Here is a 20534-nt window from a genome sequence, read left to right as displayed (position 1 = left end):
CATAACCCTGCCGACAGCGGCAGTCAGGCGCGGCCACTCATTGCTGCGCCACCGTTCCCTGCATGTAGAACAACCCGTTGAGACCGGCGCTCTTCACATCGATGTTGGTGGTGTGGCTCCACTGGATCGATGCGGGAGGGGTTCGCGCCAGCTTGACGCCCTGTTGTCCCTGCAAGGCATCGGCGATCGCGTTGCCGATCAGGCGAGCCACCAACTGGACGATTGCCTCCACGACCAAGCCGCCGAAGATCCAGTACCAGGGTATATGCACGTCCTTGTGAAAACGGGGATGAGGATCGGACGCAAATGTCAGGAGCTTGTTATTGGTGTCGAACCGCGACGAATTACTGGAGCTGGCGTCATAGCTCATGTGGATTCCAGCTTTCAGGTCACAGTCTCCGGACAACGATGTATCGAGAGCCCCACCGACAAGCATCAGGTCGAACGAGTTGATCTTCGGATGATACGTGATGGCGCCCTTCTTGACCGACCCGGCTCCGAACGATCGGCGCGCTTTGATCTCACGTCCGGTCCAATAGAAGTTCGATGTTCCGGCATCTGGATAGGCCCTTTCCAGAACCGGAACGATGATATTTTCCATAAAGAGCGACTCGGCGATGAACAGCCCGGCATTGTTTGATCCGGAGACGATCTGGTCATCGATGGTCCGTTGCAACTGGGACACGTCGCGATCGGTGGTCACCGCCAGAATGCCGAGATAGTTGCTGCCATCGTTCTTGTGCATGAACGCGTAGTCGGCCTTGACCGGCGCGAGCCAGGAATCCGTTGCTGGCCTGGCAAAGTTCACCGTCGCCAGAACGAAAGTGATCTGCGAGGCTACGCTCACCAGAAACTGCGGCAACAAAGCAAATACCAGCGCATGCTGCGCGGGACTAAGATGCTTGCCCGGATCGAGCAGATTGACCGGGGTCAGCAGGCCGGGGCCGGTCTGCGAACTGACCTGCCTAATGTCCGGCACCAGGTTTTGCGACGTCGGCACCCTACTCGGCAGCAAGGTCAGTTCCAGATCGGCGACGAGCGTCACTCCATCAAGAGAAGCATTGCCGACAGCATTTGAAACAAGAGAACCTTGCGTGACCTGAAACGACATACGCAACAACTTGCCGCTGCCGCCGGAGACGATCTGCATGGATCCCATGGCCCCGGTCATCTCGACGCCATCGGAAGAATACTTAAGCGCTGGAAGTTTCTCTGCTCGTAAAGCCGCGTTCACGAGGCTTACGTCAATGACGTAAACCGTATCCCATCCAAACGTATTGTAGACCATACATTACTCTCGCCGGGAGCATGGACTCATTAGTACAATTAGATTGCGCGGCATGGCGCTTCCCCAGATGCATTTCTGGCAGATGCATTATGAAATCGACAACTTGTTTATCCGGGAAACAGATGAAGCTAGCCATAAGCTGGCGAACTGTATTTAAGTTATATTCGCGGAGAGTGCTTGCCGTCAGCGCCCCTGTGTCCGGGATCAGCGCCTATGGCACAGAATTGATGGTGTGATCTAAGGAGTGTTCGGTTCTCGTCGCAGACGAAGGAACGAACATGAGCACGAAGTCGACTGGCGGCAAACGCTCCGCCGAACACGTAGTCAAAGATATCCGCCGTGCGACGCGGCGGCACTTTTCATCAGAGGACAAAATCCGGATCGTGCTGGATGGGCTTCGGGGCGAAGACAGCATAGCCGAGCTGTGCCGCAAGGAAGGGATAGCCCAGAGCCTCTACTACACCTGGTCGAAGGAATTCCTGGAAGCCGGCAAACGGCGGCTAGTGGAGCGACTCTAACGCTTGCTTCCCGCGTTTGACAGCGGCCAGGACGCGCTTTGGGTCGGCGGTCCAGACGAAGGGTTTGGGATTGGCGTTTGTGTCAGCGACAAAGCGGTTGATGGCGACTTGCAGTTCAACGACGGATCGGAACACGCCTCTCTTGAGGCGACGGCGCGTGAGCTTGGCGAAGAAGCCTTCGACCGCATTGAGCCAGGATGCAGAGGTCGGGGTGAAGTGGAACGTCCAGCGGGAATGGCGTGCCAGCCATTGGCGCACCTTCGGATGCTTGTGGGTTGCATAGTTGTCGATGATGGCGTGGATTACTTTCCCTGCCGGGACCTGCTCCTCGATCGTATTGAGAAAGCGAATGAACTCCTGGTGACGATGGCGCTGCATGTTGCGGCCGATGACGGTGCCGTCGAGAATGTTGAGGGCGGCGAACAGCGTGGTGGTGCCGTGACGTTTGTAGTCGTGGGTCATCGTACCGGCCCGGCCCGGCTTCATCGGCAACCCTGGCTGGGTGCGGTCGAGCGTCTGAATCTGGCTCTTTTCGTCGACCGAGAGGACGACCGCATGGGCGGGAGGATCGACATAGAGGCCAACGACGTCTTTGAGTTTCTCGGCGAACTTCGGATCGTTCGACAGCTTGAACGTGCGGATACGATGCGGCGCGAGTTGGTGGGCTTCAAGAATACGCTGCACCGAGCGCAGGCTCACCCCTGCGGCCTTCGCCAGCATTCGGCCGGTCCAGTGGGTTGTTTCTCCCGGCGCAGGCCCGAGCGCCAAGTCTACCACTCTCTGCACGGTGCCGGTCGGCAGCGGTGGTTTCCCGGGCTTGCGCGTCTTGTCGCGCGTCAGCCCTACGACGCCATCCGCCATGAACCGCGCCTGCCATCGCCACACCACCGGCTTCGATTTGCCCGAGCGGCGCATGATCTCGGCGGTGCCACAGCCGTCAGCGGTGGCAAGAATAATGTTGGCCCGCCACACATGTTTCTGAGGCGCGCTGCGATCCGAGACGATCGCTTCAAGCCGATGACGGTCCGCCCGGGTGACTTTTATAACAATGCCTGCTCTCATGCCGAAAGCTTGAACTGCTTCGGTCGATTTGGGAATCGTCCGAATGAATCAAACCACTAGCTGGCGACACGGCTCGTGCTGCGACGACCGGTGAAGTTCGGGACCTGCGCCGTGAGACCCGTGCCTTGAAAGAGGCGGTTGCCGATCTGACGCTGGAGAACCGTCTGCTCAAAAAAAGCATGATCGCGGATGGGGGCGACGACGAATGAGATACCCCGCATCTGAGAAGCTTGAGATCATCAGAATGATTGAGCAGTCGCATCTTCCCGCGAAGAAGACGCTCGATCAAATCGGCATTGCTCGGCGCACCTTCTACCGCTGGTATGACCGCTACCTTGAAGGCGGGCTCGAAGCGTTGGAGGATCGTCCTTCCCGGCCGAGCCGGGTCTGGAACCGCATCGGCGACAATATCCAGGCTCAGATCATCGAATTGGCGCTGGAGCAATCCGAGCTGTCGCCGCGCGAATTGGCGGTGCGATTCACCGACGAGAAGCGCTACTTCGTCTCGGAAGCCACCGTCTATCGCCTGCTCAAGGCCCACGATCTCATCCCCAGCCCGGCATTCGTGGTGATCAAGGCTGCCGACGAGTTCAAGGACAAGACGACGCGGCCCAACGAGATGTGGCAGACCGACTTCACTTACTTCAAGATCATCGGCTGGGGCTGGGTCTATCTGTCGACCGTGCTCGACGACTTCTCCCGCTATATCATCGCCTGGAAGCTGTGCACGACCATGCGGGCCGAGGATGTCACCGACACACTGGAACTGGCGCTCACGGCATCAGGCTGCGACAGCGCCAGGGTGCTGCACAAGCCAAAGCTGCTCAGCGACAACGGCATCAGGCTGCGACAGCGCCAGGGTGCTGCACAAGCCAAAGCTGCTCAGCGACAACGGGCCGTCTTACATCGCGGCCGAACTCGCTGAATGGATCGGCGCCAACGGTATGAGTCATGTTCGCGGAGCGCCGCTTCACCCGCAGACCCAGGGCAAGATCGAGCGCTGGCACCAGACGCTCAAGAACCGCATCCTGCTGGAAAACTACTTCCTGCCCGGCGATCTCGAACACCAGATCGAGGCCTTCGTCGAACATTACAATCATCGCCGCTATCACGAGAGTCTCGGCAACGTCACGCCGGCCGACGCCTACTTCGGTAGGGCCTCTGCCATCATCGAACAACGCGAAAGGATCAAACGACAGACAATCCAATTCAGGCGCTTGCAACACCGCAAGCTCGCCGCTTAACATCACCAACCAGAGGCCCACACTCCGCTAAATCAAGCAGCCATCTGGGCCAAATGTTCTGACGACGGACAGTTCGAACTGGGCAAAGGACAGGAGAACGTTGAGGGTCAGGCGTCCCATGGACGTCGTGGTATTGAACTGCTGGGTCACCGAGACAAACGAAACGCCATGGGCATCGAACAGTTCGACCAGTTTGGCGAAGTCGGCGAGCGAGCGGGTCAGACGATCGACCTTGTAGACCACAATGACATCGATTTTGCGGGCCCGGATATCCTCCAGCAGGCGCTGCAGCGCCGGCCGGTCGGTTGATCCTCCGGAGAACCCACCATCGTCATAGCGGGTCTTGACCTGCACCCAACCGGCATGGGCCTGGCTTTTGATATAAGCACTGGAAGCCTCATACTGGGCATCCAGCGAGTTGAACTCCTGGTCGAGGCCATTGTCGGTCGAGACCCGGGTATAGATCGCGCACCGGACGAGCTCTCGGGCCAACGCTTTTCCCGCCCTCACGGCTCATCCTCCCCACCGACCGTGCTATCCCGCAGCGAACGTGGGGGCGAGGCGCCGATGTCGGGATTGCCCCCGCCGGTTTCCCCAACCCCCGTTCCCGAACCCGGCGTGCACCTTTCGTTATGCACCGGGCTCTCCCATGCCGGATACGCGTAGTCGGGCATCCGCATCTTGAGCAGGTCGTGACGCTCAACCTTGAGGTCTGCGACGATGGCGAGGGGACGTTGATCGACCCATCGATATCGAGGACGACCTGTAAGCCGCCGCCAGTACCGGCGACGGATCACGAGGCGAGGCGTCTTGGGATACTTCTTACGCAGCCAGCGCCGCAGGCGGTCCCACGCATAATGATCGATGCGGGCAAACACCTGCTTGGCTCCGTAGCAATGCTGGTAGAAGCGTCCCCAACCGAGCAAGACCGGATTGAGGGCGTCGATGACCTCCTGGAAGGACAGACGAGAACGCCCTCTGGTGGTGAGCTGCTTGATGCGGTGGTGGAAGTCTTTGACCCGGGCCTTGGGGATTTCGACGCGAGGCCAATAGCCCCACCTGTCATCCCAGCGTAGCCGGACACGATGACCGAGGAACTCAAAGCCCTCGGTGAGCGAGGTGACGTGCGTCTTCTCCGGGGCGAGCGTGAGTTTCATCTCTTCCCGCAGAAAGACAGCCAAGGCTTCCTTTTCGGCACGGGCCTGTTCCTCGGTCCCGTTGACGAGCACCACAAAATCGTCGGCATATCGAATGGGCAAGAACACCACGCGTCCCGCCTTGCGCTCATAGTGGCGGAACTTGCGCAGCTCATTGCCGGGGCGGGCATACGGCTTGCCATCGCGGGTGAGGCGAGGCACGACGTACTTGGCGTACCGACGCTCGATGCCATCCAACATGACGTTGGCGAGCAAGGGCGAGAGCACGCCACCCTGCGGGGTCCCGGCCTTGGTTCGCACGAGCGAACCTTCGGACAACACGCCCGCTTTCAGGAAGGCTCTGACGAGTCGTGTCACCCTCCGGTCCGAGACACGCCGGCGAAGGCATGTCATGACATGGTGGTGATCGATGTTGTCGAAGCATCTTTTGATGTCCCCTTCAATGACCCATTGATAGGGTGGACGGGGCCAATCGGTTTCGGTCTTCTGCCCGGTCGGTCGGATCGCGTTGCGGATATGCTCCAAAGCATCGCGACAGGCCCGTTTTGGGCGGAAGCCATACGAGACGGTCAGGAACACCGCCTCGAAGATCGGCTCCAGCAGTTGCAGGAGCGCAGCTTGAACGACGCGATCCTGCACTGTCGGCACACCCAGCGGTCGGAATAGGCCCGGCCTGCCGCGTTTCGGAATCATGACGCGTCGTACCGCTTGCGGGCGATAGCTGCCATCCAGCAGCATCGTCCGTGTTGTGGTGAGGAAGCGTTCGACGCCGATGCGCGTCTCGATGTGTTTGACAGTCACCTTGTCCACCCCCGATGAGCGCGCGCCGCGATTGCTCGCGACCCGTCTCCATGCAAGGCGGAGGTTTTGTGGCTGGGTGACCAGTTCCACATGTCCCGCCACGCATCGTCAGGGTTGGACCGACTCCACGTGTGGAGTTTGCGTTGAATGTCGAGAAGCCAGACTTTGTCAGCCTGATAAACAGTGTCCACTGCTCATTCCTCCTTCGTCGCAAAACCACCTGGCACCTGATCCCCTTCGCCATGTGGCCGGCTTTCCCGACCTCGGACTACTACGAGATCTCCGCCCCCACGCCCCGCCATCTCCGGACTTCGAAGGGCTAGCCGGCCCGCTACCGACCGGCGGCTGTGCGTGGGTTCCGACGTTCCGATCGATAACCCATGGACCCGTAGATGACCTGCTTTACCCCGGGATGCTCTGTCTGCGAGTGATGACGAGATGCTCGCAGCCATGCCGCTGACACGACATGCCCAGACCGGTTCAGTCAGCCGATCCAGATCACGCACCTTGCTCTCCGCTGTCTCGTTGCGAGAGTTCACGTTTTCAAGTCCGAGGCTTCAGACACAGGCTTCGTATTCCTCATCATAGGTCCTGTGGTAACCCGGCGTGGGCGAGACAGCGCCCTATCCGGATAGTTCAGACCGCTCTGCGCATTTCATCGCGAGTGTCGAATCGCACTCGTAACTTGCGGTCCCCTTTCGACTCTGCTTATCTCAGAGTGAGGCAGCTTTTTTGGCTGCCGGTCATCGATCAGTTGGGCACACACATTTCTTATTATCGTTGCGCGTACTGGTGCCACTACGTCGCGCAAGGCCAAAGAAGCGGGGGCCGCTCCAGCGGGTGCCGGTGATGGCGAAGGCGATCGCCGAAAGGCTGTCGTACCGTGTGCCGTCCCACAGGAAGCCATCGTCAACGACGATCGCCCGATGAGTGATGCCGTTCCATTCACGGGACAGGATGGTACCTGCCTTCAGCTCGACCTGTCCCCGGTCGAAGGCGACGAGCTTGGCCATGATGGAGTCGGACGTCTCCTTCTCGCCGATGCGATCAAGGAACTGGCGTATCGCCGGATCGAGGTCGCCCGACTGATCTGCCTGTCGCCGATAGCTTACAATGGCTGTCTGCAGATGCTTCGGAAGATGCGCCAGCGCGGACCAGCTTGAGCGACGACCACGAGACTGCGGTCGCCGACCACTGAGATCGCGACGACGCGCGAGCTCGCCCTTCAAGGCTTCAGCCATCGTCAGGCCTGCTTCGCTGCAACGATGCGGTAGATGCGCTGATCGGCTTCAAGGCTTGATACCAACTCGAGCCCGAGCCTCTTGCGAACCACGCCGGCCAAAAACCCACGTACCGAATGTTGCTGCCAGCCTGACACTTCCACGAGCGTCGCAATGGTCGCACCAGCCGGGCGCCTCAGAAGATCGAGCAGTTTTGTTTGCTTGTTCGCCCGTTTGTTGGCTTCAGCAGATGCTCTGACCACGCCGCCCGCTTGAGCCGAGCTTAAGGGAAGCGTTAGACGTCGTTTCGTCGGCTCTCTCACAGGACGAGGTGCTGTTCTTGCTGCCTTCGTTGTGGTGAGGGCCTTACCGCGTCGGCGGCGGTTCGATGGTGGCTTCCGATTGCGGGATGACTTCTGCATAGACCCTCCAAAATGATGCGACATCAGCGTCGCACCATCCAAGGCCCCGTCAGCCATGTTGCGCTGCGGGGCCGTCAAGGGCCATCTCACGCCACAGCAATGCTCGCTTTGCCCACGAATGCCAGTCCTTTCTGCAGGAATCTCAATCTAATGGGAGCAGGCGCTCCGACAATCCAATCGAAGCCCCAAGAATGCATCCGGCGCCGCCACTTTCTACAGCTTGACCAAAGTAGACGAGAGAGACGAAGTTGGTGTCATCCCTTTCCTTTGACGCGGAAGACGACGGGCAGCGTGAAGCTCAATCCTTCGTCCGCGATCAGCGGCGGGGGTGGCGGCACCGGATCGGACCGGTGCATCATGGCGAGTGCGGCGTTGTCGAAGACCGGATCACCAGATCCCTTCACGATGGTGGCCGACACGACATGGCCGAGGCGATCGAGCACGAAGTTGACGAGAATCTCGACGTTTTTCTGGATGTGTTCAGGCGGATAGCGCTTGTGCTTGTCGAGATGTGCCACCAATTCCTTCTGCCAGGTGGCCAGGATTCGGCGCGCGCTTGCGCCGGTGCCTTGCTGCGGCGCGACCGAACGCTCCGATTCCTGGGCACTCTCAACGCTCGGCATCGCGGTCGCTTCAGAGGCCGCCGATTCCTGCGAGGCCGTCGTCGGCTTCGCAGCCTTTTCGGGGTCGTCATCGACCGGCTTTTTTGACTCGTTCTCGGTGACGATCCGATCCGGTTCATCGGTCTCCGTCGGCGTGTCCTTGGGCAGATCGGTTTCCTTCTCGACCGCCTTCTGCTCGGCAAGCGCGGGCGAGGCGACGGATGCGTCGGTGTCCGGCCCGGGCGGAAGGTCGGTCGCCTCACGATGCGGCGAGGACAGATCGAGTCCAATCTCGATCGCCGGCGCGCCGAGATCATCGTCCGACTCGTCGGTTTGCATCTGAGCCACCGCCAGCGCCACACAACCGAGATGGATCGCGAGCGCGGCGGTGGCTGACAAGGCCCAAAGACGGCGGGACGGCGGTGGCTCTGCGATGATCTCAGACATGGTCAGGGCTTTGCGTCAGCCGCGGCCGGAACGGACTGGGCGTCCGGAACGCCCTCGAGCGCAACCAGCTTGATTTTCGTGAAGCCGCCCGCGCGCAGGATCTCCAGCACGTCCATCAGGTCGCCGTAAGGCACCGCGCGGTCCGCCCGCAGAAAGATGAAACTGTCCTTGGTTATGTTCGGTGTGCTGTCCAGCGTCCGCACCAGATCGACGCGCTTGACCATGGTTTCGCCGATGGCGACGGCAAGGTCGGCCTTGATGCTGACATAGGTCGGCTTGTCAGGCTTTTTCTGCGGTGTCGCGCTCGACGTCGGCAGGTTGACCGGAAGATCGACGGTCGACAGCGGCGCCGCCACCATGAAGATGATCAGAAGAACCAGAATGACGTCGATGAACGGCGTGACGTTGATCTCGTGCGCTTCAGCGTAATCCTCGTCGTCGTCGAGACCGCCTTCTGCAATCGATGCGCCCATCGCCTACTCCGCCGCGCGCGACCGCGCCCCGCCGATCGAACCGACATGGGTGCGATCCAGATCGCGCGACAGCAACCGACCGGCCGATCCCGATGCGCGGCTGACGAGTTCGATATAGCCTTTCGTCACCCGTGCGAAGTGATTGTAAATGATGACGGCCGGAATCGCCGCGACGAGACCGAGCGCAGTCGCGAGCAGGGCTTCGGCGATGCCAGGCGCCACCACCGCGAGGTTGGTGGTCTGCGCCTTCGAAATCCCGATGAAGCTGTTCATGATGCCCCACACGGTGCCGAACAGGCCGACGAAAGGCGATGTCGCGCCGATGGTCGCAAGCAGCCCCATGCCGAGCCGGATGCGGCGGGATTCAGCGCGGACGATTTCAGCGAAGTTCGACGCTGCTCTCTCCTTGATGCCGGCATCGCTGGAAATTCCGGCCGACAGCCGCGCCTCATGCATCGCAGAAGCCAGCAACGACGCCAGCACGCCATCCTTTGCGCCGAGCGCCATCTGCGCTTCCGCCAGCGAGCGTGACTCGCCAATCTGCGTCAGCGCCGCGCCCAATTTGCGCCGCGCCAGCGACAGCTCCACCATCTTCGCGATGCAGATCGTCCACGTCACCAGCGAGGCAAACGCAAGACCGATCATCACCAGCTTGACGATAATGTCGGCCGACATAAACATCGACCACGGTGACAGGTCGTGAGGTGACGCCTGCTCCAGCAGGTTGGCGCCGGCGTCACCGGCGGGGGACGGCGCGGCCTCGGTGGAGGGCGACGGCGCGTTCGAGGGCGACGGTGCACTCGAGGACGATGGCGCGCCGGAGACCGACGAGGGCGCCTGAACCGTCGTTGCCGGTGCAGACAATGCCGGCGTCTGCGCGGATGGTGCCGTCGGATGCGGCGCGCTGGTCTGCTGCGCAATCGCAACCGACGCTAGAGACGTTAACGCCAGCGCGGCTGCCATCGGCAGCACCAATAGGACAACTCTAAACATTGCTGCTATAGTCCCCGCCCGATATCGGATGCGATTTTTGATAGATGCCGTCATCTTGTCCGCTCAGTATTTTCGCTGAAGCCTTCAACACGATTTAGAACCGCTGTTCGCAAATCGAAGGTCATTCCAGATACGGAGTCGTCCCTACCATGCACTGGACCCAGAAATAAAGATGCGAAGCGAATTCCGCTTGTCTCCGTCAGGATAGATGCTTGCTGGAGGCAAAGATTAGGTCATAAATCCGACGAAAGGATTTAGCGATTGCACACCACCTTGCTGTTCGGTTCCGAAAGAGCTACCCCCGTCACTGATGGTTAGACCGGAAAGCTCTAAGTGCCGAGCCTCCGCAGAACACTGGTTGAAAATCATTGTGGCGACTGTGCCTTGAACGTCTGCTCGTCTCTGATGGAACAGCCGGATGTTGTTGCGATCCGCAGCCGCTTTGGCGATCGCCAAACCAAGACCGCTTCCTTCAATCGTCTGCGGCGCGCCTCGATAAAAACGATCGTAGATGAAAGGCATGATATCATTAGGGATGCCGGGTCCGCTGTCCGTTACGTCTATTCGTGGCTGGTTCTCAGTGAGAGAGAGTTTCACCGTGACCACGCTGTCCCGCGATGAATAGCAAATCGCATTGTCGATAAGAATCGACAGAATTTTTCGAACCGCGGTATCGTCTGCATCAACTGATGCAGGGCTTACGATGTCTCTCTCGAGATGGATTCCGCTTGCGCTTGCCGAGGTGACAAACTCTGTCAAGATTGAGGTGATAAGAGCGGCAAGGTCGATTGTTCGATTGCGGACCGCGGGACTGCCTTCAGATCTGGCCATTTCCAGCAACTGATGTGCCATATGAGACGATCGTCGTACCCCATCACCGAGTTCGTTTGCCAATTCTCTGGATTGTTCACTGAGATCAGATGCTAGCAAATTGTCGGTCTGTATTTGCAACGCTGCAAGGGGTGTCCGGAGTTCGTGAGCGGCGTCGGCAACAAAACGTCGCTGGATTTCCAATGCCTGACGATAGCGCTCCACAAGTTGATCGATTGCTGCAATGAGCGGAACGATCTCGGTCGGTATGTCCTTGGACTGAAGGGATTCGCGCACCTCGAGGCTTCGGTTGCCGATTGCGGATGATAGGCGGTGAAATTCGCGCAGGGTTCGTCCGATGGACCAACGTATCAGAAGCCATGCGAGCGGCACGGCCAGTAGTAAAGGAAGTGCGGCGCCCGTGGCAGCAAACGCCGCAATCTCGCGGCGGGCACTCCAGGCTTGAGCAATCAGAGCGTTGTGGTGGGCAGTGCTCCATCGATAGACTCGCCACAGTTGACCATCTACGACAGCATCGGCCAAGCCGGGTTGGTGCGTCCAAGGTATGTCGACTGAAGGTCCGCCGTGGTAAACAATGGCCCCAGAGAGATCCCAGACGCGGACCACGAGCCGGTCTTCATCCTCCGTTTCAAAGTCCATTGGCGTTTTTTTACTGGTATTGATCGCAATTTCCTGCAACTGAGCATCGAGGAACTTGTTAGCTTCGTAGGTTACTAAGACGAAAGATGCGGCTGCGGCAGCCAAGCAGAAAGCTGCCAGCAAGGCCGTGATCGGAGCGAGTATTGTCCTCAGCAGCGAATTCATGACTCGCCTTTGATAACCACCCAGCCCGCTCCACGGATGTTGTGGATCATGTCCTTGCCGAACTTCTTTCGTAGGCCGTGTATGACGACATCGACGGCGTTGCTCTGGATTTCCTCGCCCCAGCCGTAAATTCGCATTTCAATTTGCGAGCGGGACAGAATGGTTCCGGGATGTTCCATTAGAGCATACAACACCGAGAACTCACGGGCGGACAGCGTTGCTTCGACGTCTCGGAAGGTCGCGACGTAAGTGGATGGATTCAGGGCAATGTCCTTGCTGGTCATCAATGCGCTTGTTCGAGCATTTGTTCGTCGGACCACGGCTCGAATCCGGGCCAGCAGGGTACGAAGGTCGAACGGCTTTATGAGGTAATCGTCGGCGCCGAGATCGAGGCCTGCCACAATATCCTCTACGTGATCTCGCGCCGTTATGATGAGGATGGGCGGCATTCTCCTGCTGCTTCGCATTGCCTTTAGGATTTCGAATCCCGACATCTCCGGAAGCCCGATATCGAGTAGCGCCGCGGCGTGCTCCGCGCGCGTGAGCGCAGCTAACCCGTCGGACCCATCGCGGATCCAATCCACAGTCATGCCGTTTTGCCCAAGGCCTCGGACCAGCGCTTTGCCAAACATCGCATCGTCTTCGATCAATAGCAGGCGCATTGTAACCGTTGGCTTGTGGGTTGGGTTCGAAAGTCAATCGCTATTTGCGAACTCCCACTCGCTTAGAGCTGGCTGTCGGCCTTTATCAACCGTTCTGGTTTCAATCTCGATGTATTCTAAATACAATCTAATTCTCACCTAATTCTACTCTTGCAGAAGCACGCGGGGAATTATCGGGATTCGGGGGAATACATCTTATGACTAACGTGGGTTGCTGGGTCGCGCGCTTTGGTTGGCGCTCATTTCTTCTGTCAACGAGCGCCGCGGTCGCGTTTGGCGCCGGAATGTTGGCGGACAGCGGCTCCACGTTTGCACAAGAATCGCGATCGTCCGACACGATATTGCCGAAGGTGACGATTGATGCGCCAACGCAGACACAGCCCCGGCGTCGTCGCGCGTCAACTGCTGCACCGAGAACTGTAAGGTCGAGCCGCCAGGTCGCTGCTTCCGCGCCCACGCCTAAACATATGCCGAGCGTGAACAGCCAAGACGCTAAGACAGGGCAATCTGGTTACATCACCCAGAGCATGACCACTGCAACACGGACGAACACACCTCTCATCAACATCCCCCAGTCGGTCACCGTGCTGACGAAGGAATTCATCAAGGACACAGCCATCCTGTCGATCGGCGAGGCCACGCGGTACGTGCCGGGCGTGATCTACCATCAAGGTGAAGGCCATCGAGACGATCTCGTAATCCGTGGACAGCGGACCAATGCGGATTTCTTCACAAATGGAATTCGGGACGACGTGCAGTATTTCCGCGATGTCTACAATCTCCAGCGGCTTGAGGTTCTGAAGGGCCCCAATGCTATGATCTTCGGACGTGGCGGCGGTGGCGGCGTGGTCAACAGAGTGTTGAAGGAGGCCGATGGCACGTCGGTTCGGGAGTTCACGGTCTGGGGAAATTCCTATCCGGGCGCGCGCATGACGGCCGACATCGGGCAGGCCATCAATGAGAATTGGGCGGCCCGTTTCAATGCAATGTATGAAAACACCAGCAGCTACCGAGATTTTGTCCATCTCGATCGCTGGGCAGTCAATCCGACCGTCACTTTTGCACCAAACGATACCACGACGGTCAAGCTGAGCTATGAGCATCTGCACGATAATCGGACCGTTGATCGTGGCGTCCCTTCGCAGATCCGCCCAGGCAACGCATTTCCGCGATTTCCATACGACACGTCGTCATCGACCTTTTTCGGCAATCCTCTTCTGAGCTATGCAATCGCTGACGTCGATATTGGTATGGCGATTATCGAGCACGATTTCGAAAACGGATTCGCAGTCCGTAACGCTACCCAAGCGGCGAATTACAACAAGTTCTATCAGAACGTTTTTCCGGGTGGCGGCGCCAATGCGGGCGCGGTTAACCTTGCTGGTACATCCAGCAATCTTTCATCTTACAATAACGAAACGGACCGATCCAACCTCTTCAATCGAACAGACGTAACCTATAAGTTCGATGCCGGTTGGACGCGCCACACGGTCCTATTCGGAGGGGAGCTCGGTCGTCAGAGCGGTCTGAACTTTCGTCAAAGCGGCTTCTTCAACGGCGTGGCTTCGACGATCACGGTCGATCCAAGAAATCCTGTTTCCTATGTGCCCGTGACGTTCAGAAACAACGGCACTACGGATGCAAACAATACCTACAACCTCAATCTTGGTGCGGCCTTCCTTCAGGATCAGATTGAAATCACCCGCTATCTGCAATTGATCGCTGGCGTGCGGTTCGATCATTTCGACCTCTCGTCACGAGATCGGCGGACCAACGTGGTGCTGGGCCGGGTCGACGATCTGGTGTCGCCGCGTGTGGGCATCGTTTACAAACCGATAGACAATCTGTCGATCTACGGCAGCTATAGCGTGTCGTACCTGCCGAGCGCAGGCGATCAGTTCAGCTCGCTCAATCCCGGATTGGTGATCGCAGCGCCAGAAAAATTTGTGAACACCGAGATTGGGGTCAAGTACGATATCGTGCCTCGGCTTCAGTTTGCCGCCGCTGTGTATGATCTCGATCGGACCAACCAACGTATCGCGGATCCAGTCAATATTGGGTTCTTTCTCCTCAACGGGCAGACAAAGACACGTGGCTTTGAGGCGTCCCTTGCCGGTTACATCACGGATGCTTGGCAGGTCACTGGTGGGTATTCCTATACGGATGCGCGGATTGCAAACAATCTCTCGGCAACGATTGTTGCCGGAAACCGCGTAGGGCTCGTTCCCTATAATACCTTCTCCGTCTGGAACAAATATCAGTTCGATCCCATGTGGGCCGGCGGTATAGGCGTGATCCATTATTCGAACTTCTTTGCCTCGTCCGACAACACCGTCCGCCTTCCGGAATTTACGCGCGTTGATGCCGCAGTCATCCTGACTTTGAACCCGACGTGGCGGGCTCAGCTGAACATCGAGAATCTGTTCGATCAAAAATACTTCTCGACCGCAGATGGTAACAATAACCTTATGCCCGGATCACCGCGTGTGTTCCGGCTGCAGGCCACAGCGAGGTTCTGACCGTTTGAAGCAGGCGTAGCGCCGAGCATCGGCTGTTCAAATGGTGGTTGTTCGATGAGCGAGAACCATAACGTTCGACGTTCGACGGCAGGTGGGGCGAACAAATCAGGGTACTTCGGAGGCGGCATGCGCAATGTAAGCTCAGCCTTCGCCGACCTGATCAACCCGCGCGGTGCTCTCCGTGGTGCTTGGTGATTTAGCCGTTCACTACGAATGGTCGGCAAACTGCCGCGCGGCGATCAATGTGGTCAATATGGCTGATACCCATATACGTCGTGAACTGTGGCCCAATCACTGCTTATATGGCGACAGACGCTGCGTTACGGGAAGCATTTCTTAGAAGTCGTGATCGTGATGATCGCCGGTATGTCAGCCAATCTTGCACAAACACGCCTGCTCACCCTTGCCGCCGCCATCGCAATAACGATGACTGCGGCTCAGGCCCAGCAATCGGCGGTGCAGCAGCCGGCCACATCAGCGGCAACGCTGCCGAACGGGGCCTCGTCGGTGAACGAGACCTTCGGCGACTGGACCGTCGATTGCCGGATCATCGAGCGGCGCAAGCAGTGCTTATTGTCGCAGGCGCAGGGCAATAAGGAAACCGGCAGGCGCGTCTACGCCATCGAACTGAACCCTGCCGTGGGCGGCAAGGTCGATGGCACCATCCTGATGCCGTTCGGGCTTAACCTCGATGCCGGCGCGGTGCTTAAGCTCGACGACAAGGACCTCGGCAAGGGACTGCGCTTCTCCACTTGCGTACCGCAGGGCTGCCTGTTGCCGGTGAACTTCCCCGCCGCGGCCACCGACGCCATGCGCAAGGGCACGAAACTCGTGGTCGCCTCACTCAACCTCTCCAGCAACGAGGCCGTCACCTTCAACGTCTCGCTCAACGGCTTCGGTCCGGCGTTGGCGCGCGCAACAGAACTCGCAAAATAGCGACAATCGAGAGAACCGGGTTTGACGCGATCATGCCCAATCAAAAGACAGGCCAGGGTTGCAACGCAGTTGAGTCAAACATCCACCAAATCAGGAGTGCCCATGCTGACGCTGGTTAAGGATGATCTCTCCGTCCAGCAGGATTCGCCGCCGCCTCAACGCGATTACAACCGGCGTCGCTTCCTCTCATGGCTCCGCGACGAGGTGACGATTCTGCGCACGCTCGGTATGGATCATCGCCGCATCGCCGCGCAGCTCGATATCGAGGAGCACGATGTGCGGGCGTTCTGCCCGAAGCCGAGCGAGAAAGCTCCGCGCCGCAACCTTCCGCGTCAGGCCGTGGAGGCGTTACTTCATGGCCGCCACGCCTCGCTCGGCGGCAGGACCGTTGCCAAACGCGGTCGCAATCTCGACGTGATCGCAACCGCTTACACTTGGGAGGAATTGATGGCCGAGCCGGGCGTCGGATCCGTGACCGCCTCGGAGATAAAACTATGGCTTGAAGGACAAGGAGCGGCCCTGCGGGCATCAGATCAAGCAAGGTAGGTCGTAGGGGCGTCTGGACTGCCCCTGTGAGGTGGTCCGCTTTCAGTCTTAATGCATGATGGGTTTTTCGGCCATTGCTTGCGCTGCTGGTGGAAGCGATCCGGCTGGCTTTGAAGACCAGACAATGGCCTCTGGCGCCGGTGGTTTGTATCCGAGCGATGAGTGAGGCCGCTCGGTGTTGTAGTAGCGCCGCCATGCTTCGATGATGACCTTTGCCTCGGCGAGGCTGTAGAAGATCTCGCTGTTGAGGAGTTCGTCGCGAAGCTTCGAGTTGAAGCTCTCGCAGTCGTTCTCCCAAGGGCTGCCCGGCTCGATGAACGCGGTCTTGGCGCCGACAGCTGCAAGCCACTCTCGCACTGCCTTGGCGATAAACTCCGGCCCGTAGCACCTACGGAAGGAATGCGGAGAGGCCACCAAGGAGCGGTGCGCGAGCCTTTCATTGCAAGCGCGCGCCGGTCGAGGTGGCCATGGCCAGTCAAGGTTTCTCTAGAATGTGAATGTGCCGCCGAATTGGCCTTTGGCCGATATATCGACGGCTTCTACGATCCACGTCGGCGACATTCCGCTCTGGGATACAAATCGCCGGCATCATTCGAGGTCGAAATGGCCATCACAGACTGACAGCCTCTCCACTAAATCCGGGCAAGTCCAGCTTGGTTTCGCAAACGCTGACGTTGGGTGCCATCGATTTAGCTGCATGACCGTTGACACTTTCGAGAATAGGCTTTTTATTCAGGGCACGGGGATCTGCGATCTCCCCGCGAGGTGACATGCCCAAGTATCGCGTCCTGGAACACCAAGGGCGCAACATGTCAGCATCATATACGTCGATTTCATCCGATAAATTGTCACGACTGATCGGGACGGCGGGCGCGCCGACGCTGATCGATGTCCGCCTAGATGAAGACTTCTCTGGCGACCCGCGCCTGATCCCAAGCGCCGTGAAGCGCTCGCATCTTGACCTTCAGCAATGGGCGCCAAGTCTGAACGGACAATCGGTGGTCGTGATCGGCAATAAAGGCCAAAAGCTTAGTGAGGGAACCGCGGCCTGGCTCCGGTGCAGCAATGTCGCCGCCGAAATCCTGGAAGGTGGTCATCTGGGTAGGAAGAAGGCAAAGCTGCCAACAATCCCTGCTGACAAGATCCCCAGGCGGGACGGACGTGGGCGTACAGTCTGGGTCACGCGATCTCGCCCGAAGATCGATCGCATTGCTTGCCCATGGCTGATCCGCCGCTTCGTCGATCCTCACGCAGCTTTTCTCTTCGTGACGCCGGCCGAGGTGGAAGCTGTGGCCGAGCGCTTCGATGCTACTCCCTTCGACATTGAAGATACGTTTTGGAGCCATCGAGGCGAACTTTGTACCTTTGATGTCATGGTGAAGGAGTTTGGGCTTGCGACGCCGCCGCTGGAGCGATTGGCGGCGATGGTTCGCGCTGCCGATACTGCACGGCCGGATCTGTCTCCGGAGGCGCCTGGCCTTCTAGCAGCTTCGCTGGGCCTGTCACGCATGTTCGACGACGACCTCGAACAATTGAATGCGGGTCTTCTTCTCTACGATGCGTTCTACCGGTGGTGCCGCGACGCGACGAAGGAGACCCATAATTGGCCGACCAACAAGGTGAAGCCATGACCGACGTCGCAGCGAATCAAAAGACTGGCGCCGAGGCATTGGGGCACGGAATTTCCTTAAACGAAGCACTTCTCGTTTGGATACGAGTGGCCGTTCTGAGCTTCGGTGGACCGGCCGGCCAGATTGCCGTCATGCACCGCGTTCTGGTCCAGGAGAAGAATTGGATCTCCGAGAGCCGGTTCCTGCACGCCTTGAACTACTGCATGCTGCTCCCCGGGCCTGAGGCGCAGCAACTCGCCATCTACATCGGCTGGCTCTTGCATAGGACAGTCGGAGGTCTCGTGGCGGGCGGTCTGTTCATCGTGCCGGGCGTCGTGGCCATCATGGGCCTTAGCTATATCTATGCGATCTACGGGAATGTGAGGTTCGTCGAGGCTTTTTTCTTCGGCCTGAAGTCCGCGGTGCTTGCCATAGTGACGCAAGCGGTAGTCCGCGTCGGCAAGCGCGCGCTCCGCAATCCAATCATGGTGGCTCTCGCAGGCGTCGCGTTCGTTGCCATCTTTTTCTTCAATACGCCGTTCCCGCTGATCATCGTCGCTGCCGCTCTCATCGGCTTCCTAGGCGCACGACTAGGCCGCCCAGAATTTGCGGCTCTGGAGCACAGTGGAAAGACCACTGCCGTAATCGACAGTATGCTCGGCGAGGACATTCCCGAGCATGTGAGGCCGAATACGACGCGCACGCTGCGACTGCTTGTGGCTTGGCTCGCAATCTGGCTCGTTCCGGTCTTTGCGTTGCTTGTCGCGCTGGGCCCTGGCGACGTCTTCAGCCAGATCGCAATCTTCTTCAGTAAAATGGCGATGGTTACGTTCGGAGGAGCCTACGCCGTCTTGGCTTATGTCGCGCAGCAGGCGGCCGAGTATTATCACTGGGTCACACCGCGGGAAATGCTCGATGGTCTTGGCATGGCCGAGACCACCCCCGGACCCCTCATCATGGTCGTCCAATTCGTGGGCTTCATGGCCGCCTTCCGCGAGACTAGCGGACTCTCCCCGCTTGTGGCCGGAACGCTTGGCGGGCTGCTCGCGACTTGGGTGACCTTTGCGCCGTGCTTCCTCTGGATTTTCGTCGGAGCGCCCTACATCGAGGCCCTGCGGGGCAACAAGGCGCTCGCCGGAGCCCTCTCGGTGATTACCGCTGCCGTGGTCGGCGTTATCTTAAATCTATCGATTTGGTTCGCACTGCACACGCTCTTTCACCAGACGGTCCAGGTTCACGAATTCGGCCTTTCGTTCGACGCACCCGTTCTGAGCAGCATCGATATTCCAGCTTTTCTCCTTTCACTCGCAGCGGCTACCGCAATCTTCCACTTCAAAGTGGGGATGCTCATTGTCCTGGCAGCCTCCTGCGCCGCAGGCATATTCTTGCGCTTCGCGGGCATCATTTAAACTATGAACGCTGACGAACTGTTTTTGACGAGACCTTGAAAGACCTAAGAAGGAGTTCTTATGCGAAACGTACTCTCAGCGCTGATAGGTATCAGCGCCTGCTTCATGGCGGTGCATGGAAGCGCTTACGCGCAAGATCATGGCGTAGACTGGGGGAAGGTTGATGGAATACTCGGTCGGAAGCCGGCCGTAACCGAAGACGTGCATCGTTATGGCTTCTCTCGAACCGATTTGACGGTGACCCTTGACGGCGTGACCATCAAGCCAGCTTTAGCGCTCGGCGGCTGGATCGCTTTTAAGCAAGCTCACGATGGCGCTATGGCGATGGGAGACCTCGTATTGCTGGAAAGTGAAATCAATCCAGTCATGTTGAAGATGATCGCTGGCGGACTCGAGATTACGGCCATCCATAATCATCTGCTCCGGGCGACCCCCGCGACGTTCTACATGCATGTGGCCGGGCATGGAGACCCCGCCAAACTTGCAACCGTGCTCCATGACGCCCTCGCCGAAAGCAAGACCCCGCTGCAAGCTACTCCGTCGTCAAATCCACCTCCTGCTGTCGACCTTGATACTGCGCAGCTAGATCAAATTATCGGCGTGAAGGGTAAGACCAATGGCGGCGTCTATCAGTTCAATGTGCCGCGACGCGATCCTGTCAGCGAAGGTGGCATGACGTTGACACCGGCCGGGCCGATGGGTGTTGCGATCGGAATCAACTTTCAACCGACGGGCGGTGGTAAGGCTGCCATCACCGGCGACTTCGTCCTGACAGGCGATGAGGTCAATCCGGTGGTAGCTGCGCTGCGCACGCACGGCATCGAAGTCACCGCACTTCACAGCCACATGCTGGACGAACAGCCAAGGCTCTTCTTTATGCACTTTTGGGCCAATGACGATGCAATCAAGCTCGCCAAAGGCCTACGCGCGGCACTCGACAAGACCGCAAGCACAAAAAACTAAAGCGACGACCCCACGCGGCGTAATGCG

16 protein-coding genes and 5 pseudogenes are annotated in these 20534 nt (G+C 58.7%); 9 read left to right on the top strand and 12 right to left on the bottom strand.

Going from position 1 to position 20534, the window contains the following annotated elements:
* Window positions 1-37: 37 nt before the first annotated feature.
* Window positions 38-1288: a TULIP family P47-like protein gene (locus NB311A_RS06370; protein WP_009797674.1), complete on the bottom strand. Its 1251-nt coding sequence runs from the start codon at window positions 1286-1288 to the stop codon at window positions 38-40.
* A 278-nt stretch (window positions 1289-1566) separates the two neighbouring features.
* Here NB311A_RS06370 and NB311A_RS06365 point away from each other — a divergent pair.
* Window positions 1567-1791 (top strand): annotated as a pseudogene (locus tag NB311A_RS06365) (transposase); the annotation flags it as partial.
* Here NB311A_RS06365 and NB311A_RS06360 read toward each other — a convergent pair.
* Window positions 1789-2868 carry an IS630 family transposase gene (locus NB311A_RS06360; RefSeq protein WP_009797671.1) on the bottom strand — a complete coding sequence of 360 codons (1080 nt, stop codon included), beginning with the start codon at window positions 2866-2868 and terminating at the stop codon, window positions 1789-1791. The pseudogene NB311A_RS06365 and the gene NB311A_RS06360 sit on opposite strands and share 3 nt — an antisense overlap.
* A gap of 56 nt (window positions 2869-2924) precedes the next feature.
* On the opposite strand from NB311A_RS06360, the pseudogene NB311A_RS06355 reads away from it, so the two are divergent.
* Window positions 2925-4112, top strand: a pseudogene (locus NB311A_RS06355) (IS3 family transposase); the annotation flags it as partial.
* Between the two features lie 63 nt (window positions 4113-4175).
* Here NB311A_RS06355 and NB311A_RS06350 read toward each other — a convergent pair.
* The 9 genes and pseudogenes from NB311A_RS06350 to NB311A_RS06310 all read right to left on the bottom strand — a co-directional run.
* Window positions 4176-4622: pseudogene (locus NB311A_RS06350) on the bottom strand (recombinase family protein); the annotation flags it as partial.
* Window positions 4619-6079: a group II intron reverse transcriptase/maturase gene (gene ltrA, locus NB311A_RS06345; protein ID WP_009797666.1), complete on the bottom strand. Its 1461-nt coding sequence runs from the start codon at window positions 6077-6079 to the stop codon at window positions 4619-4621. The pseudogene NB311A_RS06350 and the gene ltrA, both read right to left, overlap by 4 nt.
* A gap of 734 nt (window positions 6080-6813) precedes the next feature.
* On the bottom strand, window positions 6814-7311 hold the full coding sequence (locus NB311A_RS06340) for a DUF2924 domain-containing protein (RefSeq protein WP_009797664.1): 498 nt from the start codon (window positions 7309-7311) through the stop codon (window positions 6814-6816).
* Window positions 7312-7313: 2 nt separating this feature from the next.
* A complete protein-coding gene (locus NB311A_RS06335) occupies window positions 7314-7553 on the bottom strand; it encodes a DUF3489 domain-containing protein (RefSeq protein WP_009797663.1) in 240 nt (79 codons plus the stop codon).
* 413 nt (window positions 7554-7966) lie between these two features.
* Window positions 7967-8761 (bottom strand): TonB family protein, encoded by a 795-nt coding sequence (locus NB311A_RS06330; protein ID WP_009797662.1) that lies wholly within the window; start codon window positions 8759-8761, stop codon window positions 7967-7969.
* Between the two features lie 2 nt (window positions 8762-8763).
* On the bottom strand, window positions 8764-9234 hold the full coding sequence (exbD, locus tag NB311A_RS06325) for a TonB system transport protein ExbD (RefSeq protein WP_009797661.1): 471 nt from the start codon (window positions 9232-9234) through the stop codon (window positions 8764-8766).
* A gap of 3 nt (window positions 9235-9237) precedes the next feature.
* On the bottom strand, window positions 9238-10227 hold the full coding sequence (gene exbB / locus NB311A_RS06320) for a tonB-system energizer ExbB (RefSeq protein WP_040674114.1): 990 nt from the start codon (window positions 10225-10227) through the stop codon (window positions 9238-9240).
* 228 nt (window positions 10228-10455) lie between these two features.
* Entirely contained in the window at window positions 10456-11862 is a 1407-nt protein-coding gene (locus tag NB311A_RS06315; RefSeq protein WP_009797659.1) for a HAMP domain-containing sensor histidine kinase, read from the bottom strand.
* Window positions 11859-12524, bottom strand: a complete 666-nt coding sequence (locus NB311A_RS06310) for a response regulator transcription factor (protein WP_009797658.1) — start codon at window positions 12522-12524, stop codon at window positions 11859-11861. Before NB311A_RS06310 ends, NB311A_RS06315 begins: the two co-directional genes overlap by 4 nt.
* A 197-nt stretch (window positions 12525-12721) precedes the next feature.
* Here NB311A_RS06310 and NB311A_RS06305 point away from each other — a divergent pair, with 197 nt between their 5' ends.
* From NB311A_RS06305 to NB311A_RS06295, 3 genes are all read left to right on the top strand, one after another.
* Window positions 12722-15043 carry a TonB-dependent siderophore receptor gene (locus NB311A_RS06305; protein ID WP_040674113.1) on the top strand — a complete coding sequence of 774 codons (2322 nt, stop codon included), beginning with the start codon at window positions 12722-12724 and terminating at the stop codon, window positions 15041-15043.
* 354 nt (window positions 15044-15397) lie between these two features.
* Window positions 15398-15979: an invasion associated locus B family protein gene (locus NB311A_RS06300; RefSeq protein ID WP_245256948.1), complete on the top strand. Its 582-nt coding sequence runs from the start codon at window positions 15398-15400 to the stop codon at window positions 15977-15979.
* Window positions 15980-16081: 102 nt separating this feature from the next.
* On the top strand, window positions 16082-16525 hold the full coding sequence (locus tag NB311A_RS06295; protein ID WP_009797655.1) for a hypothetical protein: 444 nt from the start codon (window positions 16082-16084) through the stop codon (window positions 16523-16525).
* 48 nt (window positions 16526-16573) lie between these two features.
* On the opposite strand, the pseudogene NB311A_RS06290 reads toward NB311A_RS06295, so the two are convergent.
* Window positions 16574-16930: pseudogene (locus tag NB311A_RS06290) on the bottom strand (integrase core domain-containing protein); the annotation flags it as partial.
* Window positions 16931-17014: 84 nt separating this feature from the next.
* On the opposite strand from NB311A_RS06290, the pseudogene NB311A_RS23055 reads away from it, so the two are divergent.
* The 4 genes and pseudogenes from NB311A_RS23055 to NB311A_RS06275 all read left to right on the top strand — a co-directional run.
* Window positions 17015-17146, top strand: a pseudogene (locus tag NB311A_RS23055) (IS3 family transposase); the annotation flags it as partial.
* Window positions 17147-17334: 188 nt separating this feature from the next.
* Window positions 17335-18156, top strand: coding sequence for a sulfurtransferase/chromate resistance protein (locus NB311A_RS06285; RefSeq protein ID WP_040674137.1), 822 nt, complete (start codon window positions 17335-17337; stop codon window positions 18154-18156).
* Window positions 18153-19544 carry a chromate efflux transporter gene (gene chrA, locus NB311A_RS06280; protein WP_009797651.1) on the top strand — a complete coding sequence of 464 codons (1392 nt, stop codon included), beginning with the start codon at window positions 18153-18155 and terminating at the stop codon, window positions 19542-19544. The genes NB311A_RS06285 and chrA overlap by 4 nt, the downstream gene beginning before the upstream one ends.
* A gap of 60 nt (window positions 19545-19604) precedes the next feature.
* The gene (locus NB311A_RS06275) at window positions 19605-20507 is read left to right on the top strand and encodes a DUF1259 domain-containing protein (protein WP_009797650.1); all 903 of its coding nucleotides are present in this window, start codon (window positions 19605-19607) and stop codon (window positions 20505-20507) included.
* Window positions 20508-20534 lie beyond the last annotated feature (27 nt).

Source organism: Nitrobacter sp. Nb-311A, assembly GCF_000152905.1.
In the GTDB taxonomy this organism is placed as follows: Bacteria; Pseudomonadota; Alphaproteobacteria; order Rhizobiales; family Xanthobacteraceae; genus Nitrobacter.
Note: the sequence above shows the minus strand (reverse complement) of the source record. Positions and strands in the feature narration are given on the sequence as shown.